The 21,946-nt window shown below is 71.7% G+C and carries 23 protein-coding genes and 1 tRNA gene; 7 read left to right on the top strand and 17 right to left on the bottom strand.

The window, feature by feature from the left end:
* From G6N75_RS07540 to flgB, 9 genes are all read right to left on the bottom strand, one after another.
* On the bottom strand, positions 1-354 hold a 354-nt coding region (locus G6N75_RS07540; RefSeq protein WP_206202997.1), incomplete at its 3' end, for a rod-binding protein.
* Between the two features lie 9 nt (positions 355-363).
* Positions 364-1,479: a flagellar basal body P-ring protein FlgI gene (locus tag G6N75_RS07545; RefSeq protein ID WP_165347741.1), complete on the bottom strand. Its 1,116-nt coding sequence runs from the start codon at positions 1,477-1,479 to the stop codon at positions 364-366.
* A 19-nt stretch (positions 1,480-1,498) separates the two neighbouring features.
* Positions 1,499-2,200, bottom strand: a complete 702-nt coding sequence (flgH, locus tag G6N75_RS07550; protein ID WP_165347742.1) for a flagellar basal body L-ring protein FlgH — start codon at positions 2,198-2,200, stop codon at positions 1,499-1,501.
* Positions 2,201-2,202: 2 nt separating this feature from the next.
* Positions 2,203-2,994, bottom strand: coding sequence for a flagellar basal-body rod protein FlgG (flgG, locus tag G6N75_RS07555; RefSeq protein ID WP_165347743.1), 792 nt, complete (start codon positions 2,992-2,994; stop codon positions 2,203-2,205).
* Positions 2,995-3,023: 29 nt separating this feature from the next.
* Positions 3,024-3,767 carry a flagellar basal-body rod protein FlgF gene (gene flgF / locus G6N75_RS07560; RefSeq protein WP_165347744.1) on the bottom strand — a complete coding sequence of 248 codons (744 nt, stop codon included), beginning with the start codon at positions 3,765-3,767 and terminating at the stop codon, positions 3,024-3,026.
* Between the two features lie 14 nt (positions 3,768-3,781).
* Entirely contained in the window at positions 3,782-4,999 is a 1,218-nt protein-coding gene (flgE, locus tag G6N75_RS07565) for a flagellar hook protein FlgE (RefSeq protein ID WP_165347745.1), read from the bottom strand.
* A gap of 26 nt (positions 5,000-5,025) precedes the next feature.
* Positions 5,026-5,697: a flagellar hook assembly protein FlgD gene (locus G6N75_RS07570; protein WP_165347746.1), complete on the bottom strand. Its 672-nt coding sequence runs from the start codon at positions 5,695-5,697 to the stop codon at positions 5,026-5,028.
* Between the two features lie 2 nt (positions 5,698-5,699).
* Entirely contained in the window at positions 5,700-6,125 is a 426-nt protein-coding gene (flgC, locus tag G6N75_RS07575) for a flagellar basal body rod protein FlgC (protein ID WP_165347747.1), read from the bottom strand.
* Between the two features lie 3 nt (positions 6,126-6,128).
* Complete coding sequence (gene flgB / locus G6N75_RS07580; RefSeq protein WP_165347748.1) at positions 6,129-6,530, bottom strand: flagellar basal body rod protein FlgB; 402 nt, start codon at positions 6,528-6,530, stop codon at positions 6,129-6,131.
* 300 nt (positions 6,531-6,830) lie between these two features.
* Between flgB and flgA the strand changes: the two genes are divergently transcribed.
* The 5 genes from flgA to recQ all read left to right on the top strand — a co-directional run bounded on the left by flgA (position 6,831) and on the right by recQ (position 11,055).
* Entirely contained in the window at positions 6,831-7,601 is a 771-nt protein-coding gene (flgA, locus tag G6N75_RS07585) for a flagellar basal body P-ring formation chaperone FlgA (RefSeq protein ID WP_165347749.1), read from the top strand.
* Between the two features lie 66 nt (positions 7,602-7,667).
* Positions 7,668-7,973 carry a flagellar biosynthesis anti-sigma factor FlgM gene (gene flgM / locus G6N75_RS07590; protein WP_165347750.1) on the top strand — a complete coding sequence of 102 codons (306 nt, stop codon included), beginning with the start codon at positions 7,668-7,670 and terminating at the stop codon, positions 7,971-7,973.
* 27 nt (positions 7,974-8,000) lie between these two features.
* The gene (locus G6N75_RS07595; RefSeq protein ID WP_165347751.1) at positions 8,001-8,429 is read left to right on the top strand and encodes a flagellar protein FlgN; all 429 of its coding nucleotides are present in this window, start codon (positions 8,001-8,003) and stop codon (positions 8,427-8,429) included.
* 17 nt (positions 8,430-8,446) lie between these two features.
* On the top strand, positions 8,447-9,199 hold the full coding sequence (locus G6N75_RS07600) for a flagellar brake protein (RefSeq protein ID WP_165347752.1): 753 nt from the start codon (positions 8,447-8,449) through the stop codon (positions 9,197-9,199).
* Between the two features lie 47 nt (positions 9,200-9,246).
* Positions 9,247-11,055 carry a DNA helicase RecQ gene (gene recQ, locus G6N75_RS07605; protein WP_165347753.1) on the top strand — a complete coding sequence of 603 codons (1,809 nt, stop codon included), beginning with the start codon at positions 9,247-9,249 and terminating at the stop codon, positions 11,053-11,055.
* Positions 11,056-11,066: 11 nt separating this feature from the next.
* Here recQ and G6N75_RS07610 read toward each other — a convergent pair.
* A tRNA-Phe gene (locus tag G6N75_RS07610) sits at positions 11,067-11,142 on the bottom strand.
* 159 nt (positions 11,143-11,301) lie between these two features.
* Between G6N75_RS07610 and egtB the strand changes: the two genes are divergently transcribed.
* Together egtB and egtD are read left to right on the top strand one after the other, a co-directional pair.
* Positions 11,302-12,576, top strand: a complete 1,275-nt coding sequence (egtB, locus tag G6N75_RS07615; RefSeq protein WP_165347754.1) for an ergothioneine biosynthesis protein EgtB — start codon at positions 11,302-11,304, stop codon at positions 12,574-12,576.
* A complete protein-coding gene (gene egtD, locus G6N75_RS07620) occupies positions 12,576-13,547 on the top strand; it encodes an L-histidine N(alpha)-methyltransferase (protein ID WP_165347755.1) in 972 nt (323 codons plus the stop codon). The genes egtB and egtD overlap by 1 nt, the downstream gene beginning before the upstream one ends.
* A 14-nt stretch (positions 13,548-13,561) precedes the next feature.
* On the opposite strand, the gene G6N75_RS07625 is transcribed toward egtD, so the two are convergent.
* The 7 genes from G6N75_RS07625 to G6N75_RS07655 form a co-directional block, all read right to left on the bottom strand.
* The gene (locus tag G6N75_RS07625) at positions 13,562-13,837 is read right to left on the bottom strand and encodes an oxidative damage protection protein (RefSeq protein ID WP_165347756.1); all 276 of its coding nucleotides are present in this window, start codon (positions 13,835-13,837) and stop codon (positions 13,562-13,564) included.
* On the bottom strand, positions 13,834-14,922 hold the full coding sequence (gene mutY, locus G6N75_RS07630; protein ID WP_165347757.1) for an A/G-specific adenine glycosylase: 1,089 nt from the start codon (positions 14,920-14,922) through the stop codon (positions 13,834-13,836). The genes G6N75_RS07625 and mutY overlap by 4 nt, the downstream gene beginning before the upstream one ends.
* Complete coding sequence (locus tag G6N75_RS07635; protein WP_165347758.1) at positions 14,915-15,481, bottom strand: SRPBCC family protein; 567 nt, start codon at positions 15,479-15,481, stop codon at positions 14,915-14,917. The genes mutY and G6N75_RS07635 overlap by 8 nt, the downstream gene beginning before the upstream one ends.
* Entirely contained in the window at positions 15,478-17,529 is a 2,052-nt protein-coding gene (locus G6N75_RS07640) for an AsmA family protein (RefSeq protein ID WP_165347759.1), read from the bottom strand. The genes G6N75_RS07635 and G6N75_RS07640 overlap by 4 nt, the downstream gene beginning before the upstream one ends.
* Before the next feature lie 27 nt (positions 17,530-17,556).
* Positions 17,557-18,711 (bottom strand): EAL domain-containing protein, encoded by a 1,155-nt coding sequence (locus G6N75_RS07645; RefSeq protein WP_165347760.1) that lies wholly within the window; start codon positions 18,709-18,711, stop codon positions 17,557-17,559.
* Between the two features lie 4 nt (positions 18,712-18,715).
* Positions 18,716-20,803, bottom strand: a complete 2,088-nt coding sequence (locus G6N75_RS07650) for a response regulator (protein ID WP_165347761.1) — start codon at positions 20,801-20,803, stop codon at positions 18,716-18,718.
* A 112-nt stretch (positions 20,804-20,915) separates the two neighbouring features.
* Positions 20,916-21,893 carry a universal stress protein gene (locus tag G6N75_RS07655; protein ID WP_165347762.1) on the bottom strand — a complete coding sequence of 326 codons (978 nt, stop codon included), beginning with the start codon at positions 21,891-21,893 and terminating at the stop codon, positions 20,916-20,918.
* Positions 21,894-21,946 lie beyond the last annotated feature (53 nt).

Consider the following 21,946-nt stretch of genomic DNA (forward strand, 5'->3'; position numbering starts at 1 on the left):
GAAGTTGAGCTCGCGCGGCGTGTCGCCGGCGGGCGCCGGTCCCGCCGGCGCAGCACCCGCGGGCAGCAGCTGCCGCTCGATGGATTCGGCCAGGCCGATGCCGCCGCGCCGGGCCATCGCCAGGGCGAGCTGCTGGTCGTGCATGCTCTCGTAGAGCTTCATGCCGTCGCCGCCGAACAGGCCGCCGGAGGTCGGCATGGCCTCGCGCATCTGCTTGATCATCATGTTGACGAACAGGGCCTCGAACTGCTGCGCGGCCTCGCGCGCCGCCCCGGCGTCCCCCGCGCGCGCCGACCGCCGGAGGTCGGCGAGGCTCGCCGTGCCCGTCGGATCGGTGTTCGCCTGGAGACTCATGCAGCGCCCTCAGATGATGATCAGCTCGGCGCGCAGGGCGCCAGACTGGTGCAGGGCCTCGAGGATGGCGACCAGGTCGCCCGGGGCCGCGCCGACCTCGTTGACCGCGCGCACGATCTCCTCGAGCGTGGTGCCCGGGCCGAAGGGGAACATCCGGCCGTCGCCCTCGCGGATCTCGATCTCGCTCTCCGGCACCACGACGGTCTCGCCGCCGCGGGAGAAGGGCGTCGGCTGCGACACGGCGAAGCTCTCGGAAATGGTCACCGACAGGCCGCCATGGGCCACCGCGGCGGCCAGCACCTTGACGTTGCCGCCCATCACGATGGTGCCGGTGCGGGAATTGACGATCACCCGCGCCGGCGGCTCGCCGGGAGCGACGGTGAGGTTCTCCAGCCAGGACATGAAGCCCACCCGCTGGCCGGGATCCAGCGGCGCGCGCACGCGCACCGAGGTGGCGTCCACGGGGGCCGCCAGCTCGTCGCCGATGGCCTCGTTGACGGCCTCGGACATGCGGTAGGCGGTGGTGAAATCGGGGCTGCGCAGGTTGAGCATGATGCTGTCCGAGGCATTGAAGCCGGAGGGCACGACGCGCTCGACGGTGGCGCCGCTGGGAATGCGGCCCACGCTCGGCACGTTCACCGAGATGCTCGAGCCGTCGCGGCCCTCGGCGCCGAAGCCGCCGACCACGAGGTTGCCCTGGGCGATGGCGTAGACCTGGCCGTCGGCGCCCTTCAGGGGGGCCATCAGCAGGCTGCCGCCGCGCAGGCTCTTGGCGTTGCCGATCGAGGAGACGGTGATGTCGATGGTCTGGCCGAGCTTGGCGAACGGCGGCAGCTCAGCATGGATCGCCACCGCGGCGACATTGTTCAGCTGCAGGTTGACGTTGCCCGGGATGGTCACGCCGAGCTGGCCCAGCATGTTGCGCAGGCTCTGGGCGGTGAACGGCGCCTGGGTGGTCTGGTCGCCGGTGCCGCTCAGCCCCACCACCAGGCCGTAACCGACCAGCTGGTTGCTGCGCACGCCGGAGACGACGGCCAGGTCCTTGATGCGTTCCTCGGCCTGCGCGGCCTGGCCCGCCAGGGCGGCCAGCAGCAGGGAGCAGAGAACGGTGCGGAAAATCTTCATGCCGGGCACTCCGCGGGGCTCAGAAAGGCCAGATCGGGCTGCTGAAGAAGCGGGTCAGCCAGCCCGGCGAGTTCGCCTGGGCCACCGCCCCGGTCCCGCCGTAAGCGAGCTGGGCGTCGCCGACCTGGGTCGAGAGCACGGTGTTGTCGGCGCGGATGTCCACCGGCCGCACGATGCCGCGCAGGCGGATGTACTCCTTGCCCTGGTTGATCTGCACCCACTTTTCGCCCTGCACGACCAGGTTGCCGTTGGGCAGCACGGCCGCGACGGTGACGGTGATCGAGCCCTCGAGCTGGTTGCTCTGGGCGGCGTCCCCGCTGCCGTCGAAGGCGCGCTGCATCTCGACCTCGGTGTTCAGGATGGGCGTGCCGCCGGCGGTCACCGGCCGGCCGCCGAGAATCGGGTCGGTCAGCCCGACGCTGCTGTCCTTGGCGGTCGAGGTGTTGGCCGACTTGCGGGCGTCGGTGCGCTCGGAGAGCACCACCGTGAGGATGTCCCCGACGCGCCGCGCCTTGAAGTCCTCGAACAGGGCGGCGGCGTTCGCGGCCTGGAAGATGGCGCCGTGATTGGCCTCGGGCGGCACCGGCTCCGGCGGCAGCACCGTCCGGTAGTCGGGATGGTCGCCGCGCGTGACCGGCGGCAGCGTCGAGGCGCAGCCGGCCAGCACCGCCACGGCGAGCAGCGCGAGAGGTACGGTGATCCGGCGGGCGTGGTTATCCATGGCTAGCGTCCCAGCTGGTTGTTGGCGTACTGCAGCATCGCGTCGGCCGTCGAGATCGCCTTGGAGTTGACCTCGTAGGCCCGCTGCGTCTCGATCATGTTCACGAGCTCTTCGACGGTGTTCACGTTGGAGCCCTCCAGCGCGCCCTGGACCAGGGTGCCCAGGCCGTTGAGGCCGGGATTGCCGACCTGCGGCGGGCCGCTGGCGGCGGTCTCGATGAACAGGTTCTCGCCGGCCGGCTGCAGGCCTGCCGGGTTGATGAAGTCGGCCATCTGCAGCGTGCCGACCTGTACCGGGGCCACGCTGCCGGGGATGGTGGCGGTGACGATGCCGTCGCGGCTGATGCTGACGCTCTGGCTGTTCTGCGGCAGCACGATGCCGGGCTGCAGCTCGTAGCCGCTGGCGGTGACGAAGCGACCCTCGCTGTCGACCTTCATGGAGCCGTCGCGGGTGTAGCCCACGCGGCCGTCCGGCAGCAGGATCTGCAGGAAGCCGCGGCCCTCGATGGCGACGTCGAGCGCATTGTCGGTCTGCACGATGTTGCCCTGGGTAAAGGACTTCTCCGTGGCGACGGTGCGCACGCCGGTGCCGAGCATCAGGCCCGAGGGCAGCTGCGTGTCCTGCGAGGACTGCGCGCCGGCCTGGCGCACGTTCTGGTAGATGAGGTCCTCGAACACGGCGCGGCCTTTCTTGAAGCCGGTCGTGTTGACGTTGGCGAGGTTGTTGGAAATGACCGACATCCGCGTCTGCTGCGCGTCGAGTCCGGTCTTGGCGATCCACAGGGCCTGGTTCATGTCGTCTCTCCTTCAGATTCCGGGGCGCGTCAGCTCATCCGCAGCAGCTGGGCCGAGGCTTCGTCGGTCTGCTCGGCGGTGTTCATCATCTTGACCTGCACCTCGAACTGCCGGGCGAGCTGGATCATGTCCACCAGCTGGGCCACGGTGTTCACGTTGCTGGTCTCCAGCGCGCCAGTGCGCAGGCGCACGGCGGCATCGGCGGGCGGCGGCGCGATGCCGTCCTGGACCCGGATCAGGCCGTCTTCGCCCCGCTGCAGGGTCGCCGGGTCGGGGTTCACCAGCCGAATCCGCTCCACCTGGGCCAGCGCATTGGCCGGCTGGCCGAGCGGCTGGACGGTGATGGTGCCGTCGGTGCCGATCTCGAGCTGCTCGAACGGCGGCAGCGCGATCGGGCCGCCCTCGCCCATGACCGGGTGGCCGGAACCGTTGGTCAGGCGGCCGAGCGAGTCGACGCGCAGGTCGCCGGCGCGGGTGTAGGCCTCGCTGCCGTCGGGCGACTGGACCGCGATCCAACCCTCGCCCTCGATGGCCACGTCCAGCGGCTGCCCGGTGGTCTGCAGGGCGCCGGGCGTGAGGTCGGCCGCGCGGTCGAGTCCGAGCGCATAGGCGCGCGCCGGCTGGCCGGGGCCTTCCACGTCCAGGGTCTGCACCTGCTGCAGGCTGGCCTTGAAGCCGGTCGTGTTGGCGTTGGCGAGGTTATGGCTGACGCCGGCCTGCGCGAGCATGGTCTCGCGCGCGCCGGTCATTGCCAGGTAGATCATCCGGTCCATTTATCGCTCCCGTCCTAGCGGAGGTTGATGATGGTCTGGGTGATGGTGTCGGCGGTGCTGATGACCTGCGCATTGGCCTGGAAATTGCGCTGCGCAGTGATCAGGTTCACGAGCTGCTCGGACAGGTCCACGTTGGAGGCCTCGAGGCCGCCCGACTGGATCGCCCCGAAGGTGCCGCTGCCGGCCGAGCCGAGCACCACCTCGCCGGCGCCGAAGGTCGCGGCCCAGGCGTTGTCGCCCAGCTGCTGCAGGCCCTGCGGGTTCGGAAAGCTGGCGAGCGCGACCTGGCCGAGGGCGCGCGACTGGCCGTTGGTGAAGCGGGCCAGCACCACGCCGTTCGGGTCGATGTCGATGCTCGACAGGCGGCCGGTGGTAAAGCCGTCCTGGCGCAGCGCGCTGACGCTGCTGGAGCTGCCGAACTGGGTCGCGGCACTGAAGTCGACCTGGACGTCGAGCGGGTCGGCGCCGGTGCCCGGGTCGTAGGCGCCGAAGCCCACCGGCGTCAGCGGCGAGGCCAGGGTGCCGTCCGAGTTGAAGTCCAGCGGCTGGGCGCCGCCGACCACGTTGCCGTCAATGGCGAAGTGCGACTCCCACTGCAGCGGCCCGATGTTGCGGAAGTACATGGTCCCGGTGTGGGCCTGGCCGAGCGAGTCGAACACGGTCAGCGAGGTCGTGTAGTTGAAGGTGTTCGGGTCGGTGGCGTCGAAGGGCAGCGCCGAGAGGTCTTCCGCCTCGGCGCTCAGGTTGATGGTCGCGCCTACCAGCGAGGTGGCCTGCGGGGCGGACTCGGAGGCGTCCAGCTGGAGGTCGCCCAGCATGCCGGTGCTGAAGGCGGTGCCATCATCGCTCGCGGGCGGGTAAGCCTGCAGGCGCTGGCCGGAGGAGTTCACCACGTAGCCGTCGCGGTCCACCTGGAAGGCGCCGGCGCGGCTGTAGACCTGGGTGCCGCGGTCGCTGAGCACGAAGAAGCCCTGGCCGTTGAGCGCCAGGTCCAGGTTGTTGCCGGTGAAATCGACGTTGCCCTGGGTGAACTGCTGGCTGACGGAGGCGATACGCACGCCCGCGCCGACGGCGTTCTGCGAAATGCCGCTGTAGGACAGCGCGAAGACGTCGGCGAATTCGGCGCGGGACTGCTTGAAGCCCACGGTGGCCGAGTTGGCTACGTTGTTGCCGGTGATGCGAAGGTCGGCGGAGGCGGCGTTCAAGCCGCTCAAGGCGGTTCTGAAAGGCATATTCCTGTTCTCCTGTTGGCGGCTTGTTAGCTGATCTGGCGGACCTGGCCGAGGTCGATGACACCCAGCCCGGTCACGGTGAGCGACAGGGCGCCCGAAAAGCGGTCGATGGCGACGCTCTCGACGTCCCCGCGCACGAGGGCGTCGAGCGCCACCTGCTCGCCGGACACCTGGCCGACGGCACGAATCTCGTAGAAGCCCGGCGGCACCTCCTCGCCCTCCATGTTGGTGCCGTCCCAGCTGAACGCGGCGCGGTCGCCCTCGCCTGCCGCGGGCACCGTCGCGACCAGGCGGCCGGCGAAGTCGTAGATGCCGACGGTGATGTCGCGCGCGCCGCCCGGGTTCTCCACGGCCCCGGACACGGCGCCCTCGGGCGGCAGCCAGGCCTCCTGGGCCGGCACGAAGACCGAGCGCCCGACGAGGCCGGCGGCCTGCAGGGCCTGGTTGGACTGCATCGAGCCGGCCAGCGACTGGAACGACTGCTGCATGTCCTGGATGCCCGAGACGGTGCCGAACTGGGCCAGCTGGCCGAGGAACTCGCCGCTTTCCAGCGGCTTGAAGGGATCCTGGTTGCTCAGCTGCGCAACCATCAGCTCCAGGAACTGCTCCTGGCCGAGCTCGTCGTTCGCCCGCGGCTCAGGGTTCGGCTGGCGCGCCAGCCCGGCCTGCTCGAGGGTGGTTGAATCTATCGTTGGCATGATCAGCCCCGACCGAGCTGCAGCGTCCGCAGCATCAGTTCCTTGGTGGTTGAGAGAACCTCGACGCTGCTGGAATAGCTGCGCGAGGCGGAAATCATGTCGGCCATCTGCTCCACGGTGTTGACCGCCGGGAGAAAGATGTAGCCCTCCTCGTTGGCCAGCGGATGGCCGGGCTGGTAGCGGGCCACCGGCGGCGCCTGGCTCTCGACGATGCCGGCCACGCGCACGCCCGCGGCGGCCTGTTCCGTGCCGGCGCCCCGGGCCTGATCGAGGACGGTGGCGAACACCGGATGGCGCGCGCGGTAGGCGCTCTCGGGGTCAGTGGCCGCGGCATCCGCGTTGGCGAGATTGCTCGCGATGGTGTTGAGGCGCGTGGATTGCGCGCTCAGCGCCGAGCCGGAAATCTCGAAGATCTTGCTCAGGTCCATGTCTTACTCTCCCTTCAGGGCCTTGCGCAGGCCGCTGATCCGGCTGTTGATGAAATCGAGCGATGCCTGGTAGCGCACCGCGTTCTCGGCGAAGGCCGCATGCTCCAGCTGGCTGTCCACCGTGTTCCCGTCCAGGGAGGCGTGGTTGGGCACGCGGTAGCGCACCTCGGCCATCGCGTCCGCGCCGGACGTGGCGTGGATGTGGCCGGGCCGGGTCGCGGCGAGCCGGACCGGGTCCTGCTCGCTCGCGGCCTGGCTCAGCGCGGCGCGAAAATCGATGTCGCGGGCCTTGTAGTTCGGCGTGTCCGCGTTGGCGATGTTCGACGCCAGCAGCTCGAGACGCCGCGACGAGACCTCCAGGGCCTGCTGGTGAATGCCGAGGGCACGGTCTAAGACGGAACTCATGCTCGATGTCCTCACTCTCTGCCCGCCGACGGACGGGCTCGCAGCCATTCATGCAAGCCGCGTGCCAAGCGGTGAAAAACTGAGCAATAGCTGGGATTCCGCCTTGGCCGGCGCGGTGCGCGACGGTTTTTTGACGTCAGCGACGTGGCGCCGGCTGCCGCGCGGCCGGCCGCCGCTTGCCGGCCAACCGGCAAACCCTTGCCGCACGGGGCCTGCAGCAGCGGGGCGGCGGCGGCAGCCGGGAATTGGTACGGACCTTGCAGGTCTGGCGGGCATCGACGCGCGAGGATTGGCATCGGCATGAAGATGATTCGGACACATATCGTTATGGGCGCGCTGGCCCTGGCCGGCATCCTGCCCTTGCCGGCGGCCGCTGCGAGCGCAGGCCAGGCTGTGCAACCCCTTGATTCAATTGCGGCTGCCGCCTCCCGGCGCCTGCAGGCGGAGGCCGAGGCGGCCTGGGGCGGCGACGCCGAGGCGACGATCGAGATCACCGTCGGCCGCCTGGACGGGCGGCTGCGGTTGCCGGCCTGTTCGCTGCCGCTGGAAACCGAGCTGCCGCCGGGCGCCCAGGCCTTGGGGGCGGTCGCGGTCGGCGTGCGCTGCCCGGCGCCGGCCTGGTCGCTGTTCGTCCCCGCGCGGGTGGCGGTGAAACGACCGGTGGTGGTGCTGGCCGTGTCACGGTCGCGGGGCGACACACTGGCGGAATCTGACCTGGCCCTGGAGGCGCGCGATCTCGCCGCGCTGGCGGGCGGCTATATCACCGACCCGGCCGAGCTGGTGGGCAAGTCCCTGCGCCGGACGCTCCAGGCCCGGGCGGTCCTGCTGCCGAGCCATGCGGCGGCGCCGGAGCTGGTGCGGCGCGGCGAGCGGGTGACCCTGCAGGCCGCCGCCGGCACGATCTCGGTCCAGGTGGAGGGCGAGGCTCTTGCCGACGGCGCCCTGGGCGATCGCGTCCGGGTCCGGAATCTCGCCACCCGCCGGGTGGTCGAAGGCACCGTCGGCGGCGCGGGTCTGGTGCTGATGGGCACCGCGGGCCGCGGCCTGCCGGCCGGGGCCAATGGAGGTTAAAGTTCCCGCCACGAGCGCCGATAACCACCTCGTGAAGGCGCATATGGCGTGTCCGGGACGATAGCAATGAACAACGGGATCAAGAATCTGCTGCAGATGGAGCCGCGCCGGAACGGCGCGCTGCCCGGCAATCCGCCGGCCGGCAAGCCGGCCGAGGCCGGGCGCGAGGCCGTGGCCCGCGAAGCGCCCCAGGAGAAAGTGACCTTGACCGAAGCCGCTCGCAAGATCGCCGACCTGTCCAACAAGGCCGGCGGCGTGCCGATGGACGAAGCCAGGGTCCGGCAGATTCGCGAGTCAATCGAGAACGGCAGTTACCAGCCCGATCCCGTCGCCATCGCCAAGGCGCTGATGCGCTTCGAGCAGGGCGGCTGACGGGAGCCGGGCGAGACGGAGACGCGCATGAGCGACACTCTCAGACTCGTCGGTGAGCCGGCGCCCGGCACTCCGCCCCTGGAGCGCTGCGCCGAGGTCTTCGATGCCCTCGAAGCGACGCTGCTGGAAGAGCAGCAGGCGCTGCTCGACCGTGACCCGGAAGTGCTGCTGAACGTGGCGGAGCGCAAGCGCGGCCACCTGCTGGAGCTGCAGCGGATCGCCACCGCGCTGGTGGACCTGCCTGCCGCAGCGCCCGCCCTGCGCGAACGCCTGGAGGCTACCTTCGCACGCTGCCGCCAGCTGAACCAGATCAACGGCGGCGTGGTCGCCGCCAGCCGCGGCGCCACCGAGAAGGCCCTGGCCCTGCTGCGCGGCGACGATATCGCCGTTTCACTCTACGACAGCCACGGCGATACCCGCGCGACGGGAGGCTCCCGGTCCCTGGCGCAGGCCTGACCGCAGGCGCCGCCGTCATGGCCTCGCCTGACGAACAGGTCCTGCAGCCACCCCGGAGCGAACACGACGCAGCCGCCGAGACCGTCCGGGACCCGGCGCGCATCGCCGGCATCCTCAACGCCATCACCTTCCCGCCAGTGCTGGTCAACGTCGCCCTGCCCGGCGTCCGCGGCCTGTTCACCAGCGCGCTGCTGCAGGTAGACATTCCCGGCGGGCAGGTCCTGCTGGACGCGCTCAACCCGGACGAGGGCCATGCGCTGGTGGCGCCCGGCAGCGTCATGCACGTCCATGCCAAGCTCAAGGGCGTGCAGGTCGACTTCCCGACCCGGGTGCTCGAGATCCAGTCCCGCGAACACCTGCCGGCCTACGTAGCGCGCACGCCCGCCTCGGTCCGCTATCACCAGCGCCGCCGGCATTTCCGCCTGCGCACCGGCCAGCTGCGCGACTACTCGATCGTCAGCCTCGGCCCCGAGGCGGGCGAGCTGCGCGGCCGCCTCGTCGACCTGTCGGCCGGCGGGCTGCGCGGCGCCTTCCCCCGCGACCCCGGTCTCGTGCCGGGCAGGATCATCGACGGCTGCGCGCTGACCATCCTGGGCGAGCAGCCCTTCGACTGCGGGCTCGAGTTCGTCCACGTGCATCCCTCGCCGGTCACCGGCGAGATCGAGGCCGGCGCCCGGTTCCTCGGCACCGACGCGCGCAGCCGGGAACGGCTGCAGCGCCTGCTCACCAAGCTGCAGCGCCAACACCTGAGGCATCGCATCCCGGAGTAGCCGAGCCGGTATCATCTAGGGCCTGCGCCAGCACCGCCCCGAGCCCGATGCCCCTAACCCCTCTCCAGGACGAACTCGACCGGACCCTCGCCACGGTCTTCGGCTTCGCCTCCTTCCGTCCGCAGCAGCGCGAGATCGTCGCGGGCCTGGTGGCCGGGCGCGACGCCTTCGTGCTGATGCCGACGGGCGGCGGCAAGTCGCTGTGCTACCAGGTGCCGGCGTTGCACCGGCCCGGCACCGCCATCGTGGTCTCGCCGCTGATCTCGCTGATGAAGGACCAGGTCGACGCCCTGCTGGCGAACGGGGTCGCCGCGGGCTACTACAACTCCTCGCTCGAAGCCGCCGCGGCGCGCCGGGTGCTCGCAAGGCTGCACGCGGGCGAGCTCGACCTGCTGTACGTCGCGCCCGAGACGCTGATGAGCGACAGCTTCCTCGCGCGGCTGGACGGCATCGAGATCGCCCTGTTCGCCGTGGACGAGGCGCACTGCGTGTCGCAGTGGGGCCATGATTTCCGCCCGGAATACGTGCAGCTCGGCGGACTCAGGGCGCGCTTCCCCGGCGTGCCCATGGTGGCGCTCACCGCCACCGCGGACCCGCAGACGCGCGAGGACATCGTGCGCGTGCTGGGCCTCGAGGACGCGACCCGCTACGTCGCCAGCTTCGACCGGCCCAACATCCGCTACACGGTGCGGGAGAAGCACCAGCCCTTCGAGCAGCTCAAACGCTTCCTCGCGACGCACGAGGGCCAGGCCGGCATCGTTTACGCCCTGTCGCGCAAGCGCGTCGACGAGCTGGCGGCGAAGCTCGCCGAGCTCGGCCTGCGCGCCGGCGCCTACCACGCCGGCCTGGCAGCGGCGGAGCGCGTGCGGGTACAGGACGGTTTCCTGCGCGACGAGCTCGACATCGTGGTGGCGACCGTGGCCTTCGGCATGGGCATCGACAAGCCCAACGTGCGCTTCGTCGTGCACTACGACATGCCGAAGCACATCGAGGGCTACTACCAGGAAACCGGCCGTGCCGGCCGCGACGGGCTGCCGGCCGAGGCGCTGTTGCTGTTCGGCGCCCAGGACGTGGTGACGGCGCGCGCGCTGGTCGAGCGCAGCGGCGACCCGGACCGGCAGCGCATCGAGCTGCACAAGCTGAACGCCATGGTGGCGCTGGCCGAGAGCCTGACCTGCCGGCGCCGCGTGCTGCTCGGCTATTTCGGCGAGCGCCTGGCGCAGGACTGCGGCAATTGCGACGTCTGCCTCGAGCCGCCGGAGCGTTTCGACGCCACCGAGGACGCGCGCAAGGCCCTGTCCTGCGTGTACCGGCTGAACCAGGGTTACGGCATCAAGTACGTCATCGACGTCCTGCGCGGGACTGACAATGAACGCATTCGCGCCGCCGGCCACGACCGGCTGTCCACCTGGGGGATCGGCGCCCATTTCAGCGTGCAGGAGTGGGCCTCGCTGATCCGGCAGCTCATCCACCGCGGCTACCTCGAGCAGGACATCGCGCGCTACTCGGTGCTGCGCCTGACGCCGGCCGCGCGCCCGCTGCTGCGCGGCGAAGAGTCGCTCGAGCTGGCCAAGCCGCGCATCCGCACACCCGCGAAACGCAAGCCGCCGAAGGCGGCGGCCGGCGCCGGCAAGTACGACGAGGCGCTGTTCCAGGAGCTCCGGGCGCTGCGCAAGTCGCTCGCCGACGCGCAGGGCGTGCCGCCCTACATCATCTTCGGCGACGCCACGCTGGTGGAGATGGCGCGCGACCTGCCGGCCAGCCCGGCGGCGCTATTGGAAGTTTCCGGCGTGGGCCAGAAGAAGCTGGAGCGCTACGGCGAGGAATTCCTGGCGGTGATCCGGCAACACGCCTGAGCGCCGTGAAGTGGTGGCCAGGGGCAGAATCGAACTGCCGACACCGTGATTTTCAGTCACGTGCTCTACCAACTGAGCTACCTGGCCGTCGGCGGGAGGCGCGTATTAGACCCGCGGCGCCACCGGGCCGTCAAGGCAGGCGGGGCCCCAGGGCGCTTCAACACGGGCGCTTTAACAATGGCGCTTTGACCCGCCTCCGTTCCAGCGTCTACCCTGAAAGCAGGCCCTGGCACCGACAGCATCATCGTGAGCACCACCCAGCCCCTGCCGGCGGCGCCGTCTCCCGTGGCCCGCCTCCATGACACCTTTGCCGCCGTGCGCGGCCGCACCGAGGCCCTGGTCGCCCCACTCTCGGCCGAGGACGCCTGCGTACAGAGCATGCCCGACGCCAGCCCGGCCAAGTGGCACCTGGCGCACACCACCTGGTTCTTCGAGCACTTCATCCTCGCAGACCGGCTGCCCGGCTACCGGGTATTCCACGAGCGTTTCGCCTTCCTGTTCAACTCGTATTACTACGGCGTGGGCGAAATGCACCTGCGCCCGCGCCGCGGCCTGGTGACGCGGCCGTCGCTGGACGAGGTCCGGGCCTACCGCGCGCACGTCGATCAGGCCATGGCGCGGCTGCTGGAGCACGAAGCCGGGAACCCCGAGCTGGATCAACTCGTCACGCTCGGGCTCAACCACGAGCAGCAGCACCAGGAACTGATCCTCACCGACATCAAGCACCTGCTGGCCCAGAACCCGCTGCTGCCGGCCTATGCCGAGCTGCCGCCGGCGGCGGCTGCCGCGGCGCCGGCGCTCGAGTGGATCCCGGGCCACGCCGGCATCGTCGAGGCCGGCCATGCCGGCGACGGCTTCGCCTTCGCCTTCGACAACGAGACGCCGCGGCACCGCGAACTGTTGCGCGACTACCTGCTCGCCTCGCGCCCGGTTACCAATGGCGAGTACCTCGAGTTCATCCGCGACGGCGGCTACCGCAACACGACCCTGTGGCTGTCCGACGGCTGGTCCACCGTGGCGGCCGAGGGCTGGCAGCGCCCGCTCTACTGGCAGGAGGACCTGGAGCACGTCTTCACCCTCGGCGGCGTCCGGCCGCTGGACCTCGCTGCCCCGGTCGCGCACCTGAGCTACTACGAGGCCGATGCCTTCGCCCGCTGGGCCGGCGCGCGCCTGCCGACCGAGTTCGAGTGGGAGGCGGCGGCCGCCGACCGGCCCTGCGGGGGCAACTTCGCCGACAGCGGCTTCCTCGAGCCGCAGCCCGCCGCGCCCGGCGCGGGCCTGCAGCAGCTCTACGGCGACACCTGGGAATGGACCGCCAGCCCGTACGCGCCCTACCCCGGTTTCCGCCCGCTGGCGGGCTCGCTGGGCGAGTACAACGGCAAGTTCATGTGCAGCCAGCTGGTACTGCGCGGCGGCTCCTGCGCCACGCCGGCAGGCCACGTGCGGCCCACCTATCGCAATTTCTTCTATCCCGCGCAGCGCTGGCAGTTCAGCGGGCTGCGCCTGGCGAAGGACGCCTGATGGCCGAGAACCTCGGCCGCGTCGCCGACTTCAGCCCGGACGACGAGGTGATGCTCCAGGACGTGCTGCGCGGGCTGGCGCTGCCGGAGAAAAACATCCCCTCGCTGTATTTCTACGACCAGCGCGGCTCGGAGCTGTTCGACACCATCACCGAACAGCCCGAGTACTACCCGACCCGCACCGAGATCGGGATCCTGGAGCGGCACGGCGCCGAGATGGCTGCGGCGCTCGGGCCCGGGGCGCGGCTGATCGAGCTGGGCTCGGGCTCGGCGCTGAAGACCGAGCTGCTGCTGGCGCGGCTCGAGGACCCGGCGGCTTACGTGCCGGTCGAGATCTCGCGCGAGCACCTGCTGGCGGCGGCGGCGCGGATCGCGGCGGACTTCCCGGGCCTCGAGGTGCTGCCGGTGACGGCCGACTTCACCGAGCCCTATGAGCTGCCGGAGCCGACCCGGCGGCGCGTGGAGCGCAACGTCGCTTTCTTCCCCGGCTCCACTATCGGCAACTTCCCGCGGCCCATGGCGGCGGACCTGCTGGCGAATACCTGCCGCGAGGTCGGCCCCGGCGGCGCCATGCTGGTCGGCGTCGACCTGGTGAAGGACCGGGAGACGCTGGAGCGCGCCTACAACGACGACGCCGGCGTCACGGCCGAGTTCAACCTGAACCTGCTGGTGCGGCTGAACCGCGAGCTCGGTGCCGATTTCGACGTCGGCGCCTTCGCGCACCGCGCGGTGTGGGACGACGATGCGGCGCGAATCGAGATGCGGCTCATCAGCACGCGTGACCAGCGGGTGACCGTCGCCGGCCAGGCCTTCGACTTCGCCGCCGGCGAGGTGCTGGTCACGGAGTACTCGCACAAGTACACGCCGGAAGCATTCCGGGCGCTGGCCGAGGGCGCGGGCTTCGCGCTGGCCCGCACCTGGACCGATCCGGACGGGCTGTTCTCGGTGCACCTGATCGAGGTGCCGGGCTAGCCGCGACTTCCGTCTCAGCTTTCTTCGGGCGGCACGTAGCCTTCGGGCTTGGCGGCGCCCTGGCCGAAGAAGAACTCTTCCATCTGCTGGCGCAGGAACTCGCGCGCCTGGGGCTCGATGACCACCAGCCGGTACTCGTTGATCAGCATGGTCTGGTGCGCCAGCCACTGCTGCCACGCCTGCTTCGAGACCTGTTCGTAGACGCGCTGGCCGAGCTCGCCGGGATACGGCGGGCGATCCAGGCCCTCGGCCTCGTGGCCGAGCACCACGCAATTGACGGTTCTGGTCATGGTGCCTTCCTGGTTGCGGCTGGAGTGCCGGCGGTCGCTCCGGGCGCCTGCAGCGCCGTGATCAGCCGGCCGACGACGGCGGCCAGCCCGAACTTCGCCGGGGAGCGGGCGTTATACCAGACCCACCGGTCGCTCTCCAGCACGCGGGCCGGCGCGCGCTCCAGCCGTGCCCGCAGCGGCGTGATCTCGAGCTCGAAATGCGTGAAGCCGTGGCGTACCGCTGCCAGCGCCGGCGCCGGCCGCAGCCGGGCGCCGAGCACCCGCTCACCCCAGTCCACCGGGCTCTCGCCGGCCAGCTCGGGCGGGCACCACAAGCCGCCCCAAACCCCGGACGGCGGCCGCCGCTCCAGCAGCACGGCACCGGCCGCGTCCTGCAGCAGCAGCATGCGCGTGCGCCGCAGCGGGCGCTCCCGCCGCGGCCGCGGCGCCGGAAAGTCGGCCTGCCGGCCGGTCCGGCAAGCGATGCAGTCGGCCGCCACCGGGCAGGCCTCGCAGGCCGGCCTGGAACGCCGGCACACGGTAGCGCCGAGATCCATGATGGCCTGGGTGTAATCGCCGACCCGTTCCGCCGGCGTGTGCGCCTCGGCCAGCTCCCACAGCCGCCGCTCGACAGCGCTCCGGCCGGGCCAGCCGGCCACCGCGTGCACGCGCGCCAGCACGCGCTTCACGTTGCCGTCGAGGATCGGGTGACGCCGGCCGTGCGCCTGGGCGAGGATGGCGCCCGCGGTCGAGCGGCCGATCCCGGGCAGCGCCTGCAGGCCCTCGAGGTCCCGCGGCAGTTCGCCGCCATGCTCGGCCACCACCTGCTGTGCCGCCCGCTGCAGGTTGCGGGCCCGCGCGTAGTAGCCGAGCCCCGACCAGAGATGCAGCACCTCGTCGAGCGGCGCTGCTGCCAGCTCAGCGACGGTCGGGAAGCGCGCCATGAAACGCTCGAAATAGGGGATTACGGTCGCCAGCTGGGTCTGCTGCAGCATGATCTCCGAGACCCAGCTGCGGTAAGCGCTGCGCTCGAGCTGCCACGGCAGGTCGCGGCGGCCGCAGCGATCGAACCAGGCCAGCAACCGGGCCGCGAAGGCGTCACTCATCGCGCTGCAGGGCCCGCCGGTCCACTTCGGCCATGGTCTCCACCGTCATCTTCTCGACGGCGGCCAGCAGCAGCGCCGGGCCCAGCAGCGGCGCCGGCTCGAAGGCCGGCACGAAGCGCGTGTGGTACTCGAGCACCGTGCCGCCGTCCTCCCGGCGGAAATGCCACTCGGTCCGGCCCTCGCGGAAGGAGCCCCGGCGCGGCACGTCCGTGGCGACCAGCCCGTCGTCGGACGCGCGAATCTGCTCGACCCGGCGCAGGACCTGGCAGAACATCATCACGCAGCCCTCGAAGCGGATGTAGACTTCCTCCACGCCCGGCGCCACCTGGCCGAGGGAGCGGCTCGCCAGCAGGCGCGGGTGGAGTTCGTGGATCCGCTCATAGTCCGTGAGCACCGCCAGCAGTTGCGCGGTGTCGGCAGAAAAACGGGCCTCGATGCGCAACTCGTAGGCCTCGCCGTCCCGGCGCGTATCCACCGTGAGCAGTTCGAAAGCCTGGACCCCGGGCGCCCACGGCCCGAGCGCCGCCAGCGCGAGCAGCATGCAGCCCGCGCGGCTCATCCGTCCGGGCGCAGGCGCTCGCGCAGCTTCTCGAGCGGATCGCGCAGGCGCTCCTTGATCTCCTCCACCGCCCGTTCCTTGAGCAGCTCTTCGACATCGACGCTGACCTTGGGCGCGCCGAGCTCGCCGCTCAGCCTGAGCGGGATACGGGTGCCCGCCAGCTCGCTGCGCTCGCCGGTAGCCTCGTCCACGGCCTCGCGCATGACGGTCGCGGTCAGGCGGTAGTCCAGTGTGCCGTCGGCCAGGTCGATAGCGCCGCTCCCCGCCAGCGCCAGCATGGGCAGGCCGCCGGAGAGATCATCGTTGACCAGCTTGCCGTCGCGGATGACGGCGGTGCCCGCCAGCTGCCGGAACTCGGTGTCGGGGGAGGTTCTTTCCGGTACCGGGCGGCCCTTCGCCAGCGCATAGGCGCGCTGGATCTCGTACCACAGGTTGATGCCTTGCAGCGCCCCGTCGCTGAGCTCGAAGCCGACCGTGCCGTTCAGGCCGCGGACGAGTCCGGCCGTGGTGGCGGCCGAGGCGGTCAGGTCCGCCTCGAGATTCGCGATCCCTGTCAGGCGGGCGAAATCAGCCAGGTCGCTGACGAAAGGCTGCACGGCGAGCCCCGCCAGCGACTGCCGCAGGCGCAGGGTGGCCGGCGACTTCCGCGCGTCGAGTTCGGCGCGCCCCCGCGCCTCGCCCTCGTACAGATCGGCCCGCAGCGGCTCCACGACCAGCCGACCGCCGCCGGCTACAACCCGGGCCCGCACCGGCCCCAGGGCCAGGCCGGACACGCGCAGGCTGCCGGCCTCCAGCCCGAGATCCAGTGCCAGCGCGCGCAGCCAGTCGAAGACCAGCGGTTCGTCGGCGGCGGTCGCGGGCGTTCCTTCGTCCGCCGGCGGCGCCGCGTAGCGATCGAGATCGAGCTGGTCGAGCGCCAGCGCGCCGGTCACCCGCGTCACCTCGCCGCCGGCGACGGCCAGCCGCCCGGTCAGCGCCGAGTCGTCGAGCGTGGCCCGCAGGTCGTCCAGCGTAACTTCGCCGTCGGCCACCCGCAGCCCGGTTTCGAGCGCCGCGCGCTGGAGCACGTCCGGGTCCCGGGTGACGGGTGGCGGCATGCCGAGCGACTCCAGCGCCGCCCGCGGCGAGAACTCCGCCAGCTCCAGCCGCCCGGTGAACACGGGTGCCTGTCCGAGCGCCTCGCCCTGCAGCGCCAGCGTGGCCTGCAGGCCGGCCGCTTCGAGCACCGCCGCCGGCAGGTCCAGCACCTGCCGGCGACCGTCCAGCGCCAGCCGCGGGACCGCCAGGCGGGCCGACTGCGCCCCGCCCGGCACAGCCGCGCCACTGAAGTCGAGTTGCAGCTCGAGATCGCGGAATTCCGCGACGTCGCCGCTCCCCGGCCCCGCCGCGACCAGGGCGAGGTCTGCCTGCATCCGGACCGCCCCGTCGTCCAGGTCCAGCGTCGCCTCGGCCTCGAGGGGAAAGGACTCCCCCGGCACGATGGCGCCGGTGCTGAGGCGCGGGATCCCGGCAACGACGACCCGGCCGCTGGCCTCGTCCGTGTAGCGCACCCGCACGTCGCGCACCTCGAGGCCGGCAATCCGCCCGAGTTCGCCCTGCGCCTGGCCGGGCTGCCGCGGGGCGCCGCGGCCCGCGTCCCCATCGGGCTCGCCGAGCCCGGCCCAGTTGGTGCTGCCGTCGGCGCGACGCTGCAGGTTCAGGCGGAGCCCCTCGAGCCGCAGCGTGGTCACCTCGAGCCGCCGGGACAGCAGGGGCAGGACCCGCGCGCCGAGCGCCGCCGACCCGATCTCGAGAAAGGGCTCCGCGGCGAAGCCGGGCGGGTTGCCAAGGGTGATCTGCGCAACTTCGAGGCCGATGGTCGGGAACAGGCTGAGGGAGATGTCGCCCTCGATCCGCGCGCTGCGGCCGGTCTCGCCCTCGATCGCGACCGCGATCTCGTCCTTGTAGTCGGCCGGGTCGACCAGCACCAGGATGGCCGCCGCGGCCACCACGACCAGTACCACGACCGCGGCGAACACGCCGAATATCACCTTGAGGATGGTGGGCATCAGGCGGCCTCCGCGGTCACTCCGCGCTCACAGCCATTGCTGCGCCGCCGCCTGGAAAGCGGCCGCCGCGAGCGGGCGGCTGATGTGGAAACCCTGGACCCGGTCGCAGCCCGCCGCGTGCAGGAAGTCGAGCGCGTCCGCGGTTTCCACGGCCTCCGCGCTGGTCTCGAGCCCCAGTTCCCGCGCCAGCGCGATGATGCCGCGCACCAGCTGGCGCGCGTCCTCGTCGTCGTCGAGCCGGGTGACCAGGCGACGGCTGATCTTGAGCTCGCTGAACGGCGTGCGGTAGAGGTCCGCCACCGACGACACGCCGGCGCCGAAATGCTCGAGCGCGAGCCCGAAACCCAGCACCCGCAGCCGCGCCAGCATGCCGCGGAACTCCGGCGCCACCGTGGCCAGCGCCGGCTCCGGGATCTCCAGCACCAGCGCGCGCGGCGGCACGTCGTATTCGTGCAGCAGGCGCGCCAGCCGCTCGGGGAAATCCGCGTCCTCGACCAGCGTCGGCGAGAGATTCACGCCGACGCGCAAGGCCATGCCCTGGCGGTGCCAGATGCTCAGCTGCTGGATGGCGGTCTGCAGCACGCAGTCGGTGATCAGGGCGATCAGCCCCTCCGCCTCGGCCACCGGCACGAAATCGGCCGGCATGACCACGCCGTGGTCGGGATGCTGCCAGCGGGCCAGCGCCTCGGCCCCGACCGTGCGCCAGCCCTCCGGGGTGCGCTGGAGCTGGAGCTGGTACCAGGCCGTCAGCTCGCCGCGCATCGCCGCCGCGCTGATATCGGCGGCGGAAAACGCGATCTGGCCAACGATGACCCGCAGCGCCGTCGCGAGGCTCTCGGGGTCCAGGGGCCTGGCGAGCAGGCCGTCGACCTTCAGGCCGGCCTCGAGCGCCGCCTGCCGCAGCCGCTGCAGGTCGGGCTCGTCGGGGCTGCCCAGCAGCAGCAGTGCGACGCCGCTCCCGTTGACGGCCGCCAGCACTGCTGCGTGCGCGCCCTCGACCGCGGCCGGATCGATGATCACGGCGTCGGGCCCGAACTCCTCGACTACGGGGGCGGATTCGCCGGACTGCCGGACCTGGCGCACCACCAGCCCCAGGGCGGCGGCCGCCTCGTCCAGGGCCTGGGTCGCGAACTCGTCGTCGGCAATCACCAGGACCCTGCGGATGTTCATCGGCTGGTTCATGCGATCAGTCCGGCTTCCCGAGCGAGCCCAGGGTCCGTTCCATCAGTCCCGCCATCTCGTCCCGCAGCCGGGCGCGCAGCTGTTGCAGGGACTGGCGCAGCTCGGCCACCTCTTCCTGCGCCGCCGCCAGCGACCGGGCCAGCTCGGCCCGCTCCTCTTCTGCTGCCGCCAGCTCGCGCTGGCGCGCGGCACGCTCTTCCTCGAGGACGCGGGCGTGCTCGGACCGCTCGTGATCGAGGGCCTGGCCGCGCTCGGCGCGCTCGTGCTCCAGCGACTGGGCCAGTTCCTCGCGCGCCTGCCGGGCACGGGTTTCCTGGCGCTTCGCTTCCTCGGTCTCCAGCTGGGCCTCGCGTACCTGGAGCCGCAGCTGCTCGAGGTCGAGCTGCATGCGTTCGCCCGCGTGGTTCGCGTCATCGGCGGCGATGCGCAGGCTCTCCAGCTCGTCGCGGGTCATGGCGGACTTCTGCTCCGCCTCGGCCAGCAACTCCCCGATCCGCTCCCGCTCCCCGGCCACCCGCTCGAGTTCCGCCCGCAGCGCCGCCAGTTCGCGGTCGGGCCCGGCGTCGTCGTCGGGCTCCGGCGGCGCGAGATCGGACAGGTCCAGCGCCTGCAGCAGGAAGCCGCGATGAGTGCCGCCCGCATCGCGCCGGACCGAGAGATACCAGCGCGTCAGCCCGCCGTCGGGCAGCCGCGCGTCGCGGATGGCCTCCTCGCCGCCCGAGGCCAGCGCCACCAGGCCGTCGCTGACCACGTCGGCGTGCGCGCGCGGCAGGACCTGGACGATATCCCGCCCGATCACGGGCGGCCGGCCGAGCGCCTGCGCGGTCTCGTTGGCGGCCCGGACCTCGAAATCGGGCCCGAGGCGGAACACCGGGCCGCGCAGGGCCTGGAAGTCGCGCGCCAGCGCGCCGAGCCGGGTGCGCGTCTCGCGCTCCACGCGACGCCAGGAGCTGACTTCCTCGTGGCTCACCAGGGCGCCCGCGATGCCCGGGTTCAGCAGCGGGCTGATGCTGATGCGCCAGCGGCGGGGATCGTCGCCGTACTCGACCTGGTATTGCTCCACCACGCCGCCCAGCACCTGTTTCAGTCCGCGGGCCAGCGCGGCGATGTCCAGGTCCCCGTAGCGGCCCTTGTCCTCCGGGTCGGTAAAGGGCACCCCGGGCTCGAAAGCCTGGCCGGCATAGCAGGCGGGTTCCTGCAGCGCCCTCCAGGCCTGATTGCAATGGGTGATCAGGCCGGCGGCGTCCAGCAGCGCCATCGGGACGCGACTGGAATCGAACACCGCCCGCATGAAGCGCAGGTCGTGCTGCACGGCCAGCAGCCGCTTGTGATGGAACTGCGCGTCCGCGACCACGCCCGCGGCGCGCTGCAGCTGCCCGCGCCCGTCCAGCTGCGACAGGCCGCGGAGCACGCACCAGCGATACGCGCCGCCGGCCACCTTGACCCGCGCCTCGACCTGCCACGGGTCGTTGCGCAGGGCGACTTCCTCGAGCCGGCGCACCGCCATTTCCCGGTCGTCGGGATGGACCCAGCCGCGCACCGCCTCCAGGCTCTCGGTGCACTCGGGCCCGGGCAGCTGCCAGGCCGCCGGCTGGGGCGAAGCCAGCCAGACCTCGCCGCTCCCGGCCTCGTAGTGCCAGGCCAGTTCGCCGGCGGCCCCCAGGCTCGCGGCGATGCGCTGGTTATGCTGGCGGATGTCCTGCGAGGCCGCGGCGCGCGCCAGCACGTTCAGCAAGCGGTCGTGCAGCCCTCCGGCATCGAGCGCCTCGGCGGCAACGCGGTCGCGGGCGCCCACCGCCAGGCAGGTGGCGGCATCAGGCGCGTCCGGCCCGGCGGCCAGCGCCACCAGCGGCAGCCCGGGCGCGGTGCTGCCCAGTTCCGACAGCAGGTGCAGGCCGTCGCCCGGCCCGACCGACAGGTCGACCAGCGCCAGGTCGTGGGCGCCGGCGCGCAGCCGGCGGACCGCGGTCGCGAGGCTGTCGGCACCCTCCAGCTCCACCTCGGGCGAGCCGGGCCGATGCAGCCCGGCGCCGACCTTGCGGATGATCTCCGGGTCGTCCGCGATCAGCAGGATGCGAAGCGCGTCAGTCATATTTGCTCAGCGGGCACTGCCAGCGACCTTGCCGGGGTCAGAAATTAACACGATCCCGTGACGCCGTCGTGGTCCGGCCGCGCGCGGTGCGCCGTGGTCGCGGTCCCGGCGCTCAGATGCCGGGCACTCCCAGCGGGGGAATGCCCTCCTGCTGCGGCCACCGCTCGTGCGGCACCGGCGTGCGGAAGGATTCCGGCTTCACCACCATGAGGTCGCAGGGCAGCTGGTCCAGCACGCGCTCGGCGGTGCTGCCGATGAAGATGCGCCCGAAAGGATTGCGTGCAATGGCGCCCATCACTACGACGTCGGCGCGCTGCTGCCGGCAGTAATCCGGCAGCGCCTGCTCCGGGCGGCCCTGCACGATTGCAATATGCGCCGGCTCGACGCCGGCAGCCTGCAGTGCTTCATCGAGGGCCTCGCGGTGGCGCTGGGCCGCGCGCTCGCCCGGCAGCTCGGAGGCCAACGGCCGGTCCAGCCCGCCGATCGCCGTGCCCAGCCCGGGCTCCCAGGCATGCCACGCATGCAGTTCGCCGCCGGTCGCGGCCGCCAGCTCGCCGGCCTGGGCCAGGATGCGGTGCTCGAGGTCGGCGTGGCGGGCATGGCGCCCGACCGGGTCCACGGCGGCCACGATCACGGGCGGCCGGGCCCAGGGCACCCCCTGGGTGAACAGCACGGGCGCGGGGCAATGCCGCACCAGCTGCCAGTGCCCCGCCGACCAGCGGCCCCGCTCCCGGGCCGCCGCGGCAGGCAGCCCCACCACCAGCAACCCGGCTTCCCGCTCGAGCACGCGCCGGATCAGCGCTTCCTCGAAGGGATGGTCCCAGGCTGCGTGGCAGTCCACGGCTTCGCCGGGCAGCTCGCTGGCGAGCCGGTCCAGCCGCTCGCGGGCCTGCGCCACCAGGAGTTCGCGGGCATGCTCCAGGCTCGCGCGGGTTTCGAAGTGCGCCAGTGTGACTTGCGAATTGTACACGGCGCTGTACAGCTCGAGCCGGGTGCCAAGCTGCCCGGCCAGGTAGGCCCCGAGCGCCGCAGCCTGCGGGTCGGGTGCGTGGGGATCGATGCCGACGATGCTTGTTGCGCTCTTGCTCATATTGCGCCGCTCCGCGGTCGAGATGCTTTCTGCGCCTGCCTGAAGTTATTCTA

It is taken from the genome of Thioalkalivibrio sp. XN8 (assembly GCF_011058255.1).
In the GTDB taxonomy this organism is placed as follows: domain Bacteria; phylum Pseudomonadota; class Gammaproteobacteria; order Steroidobacterales; family XN24; genus XN24.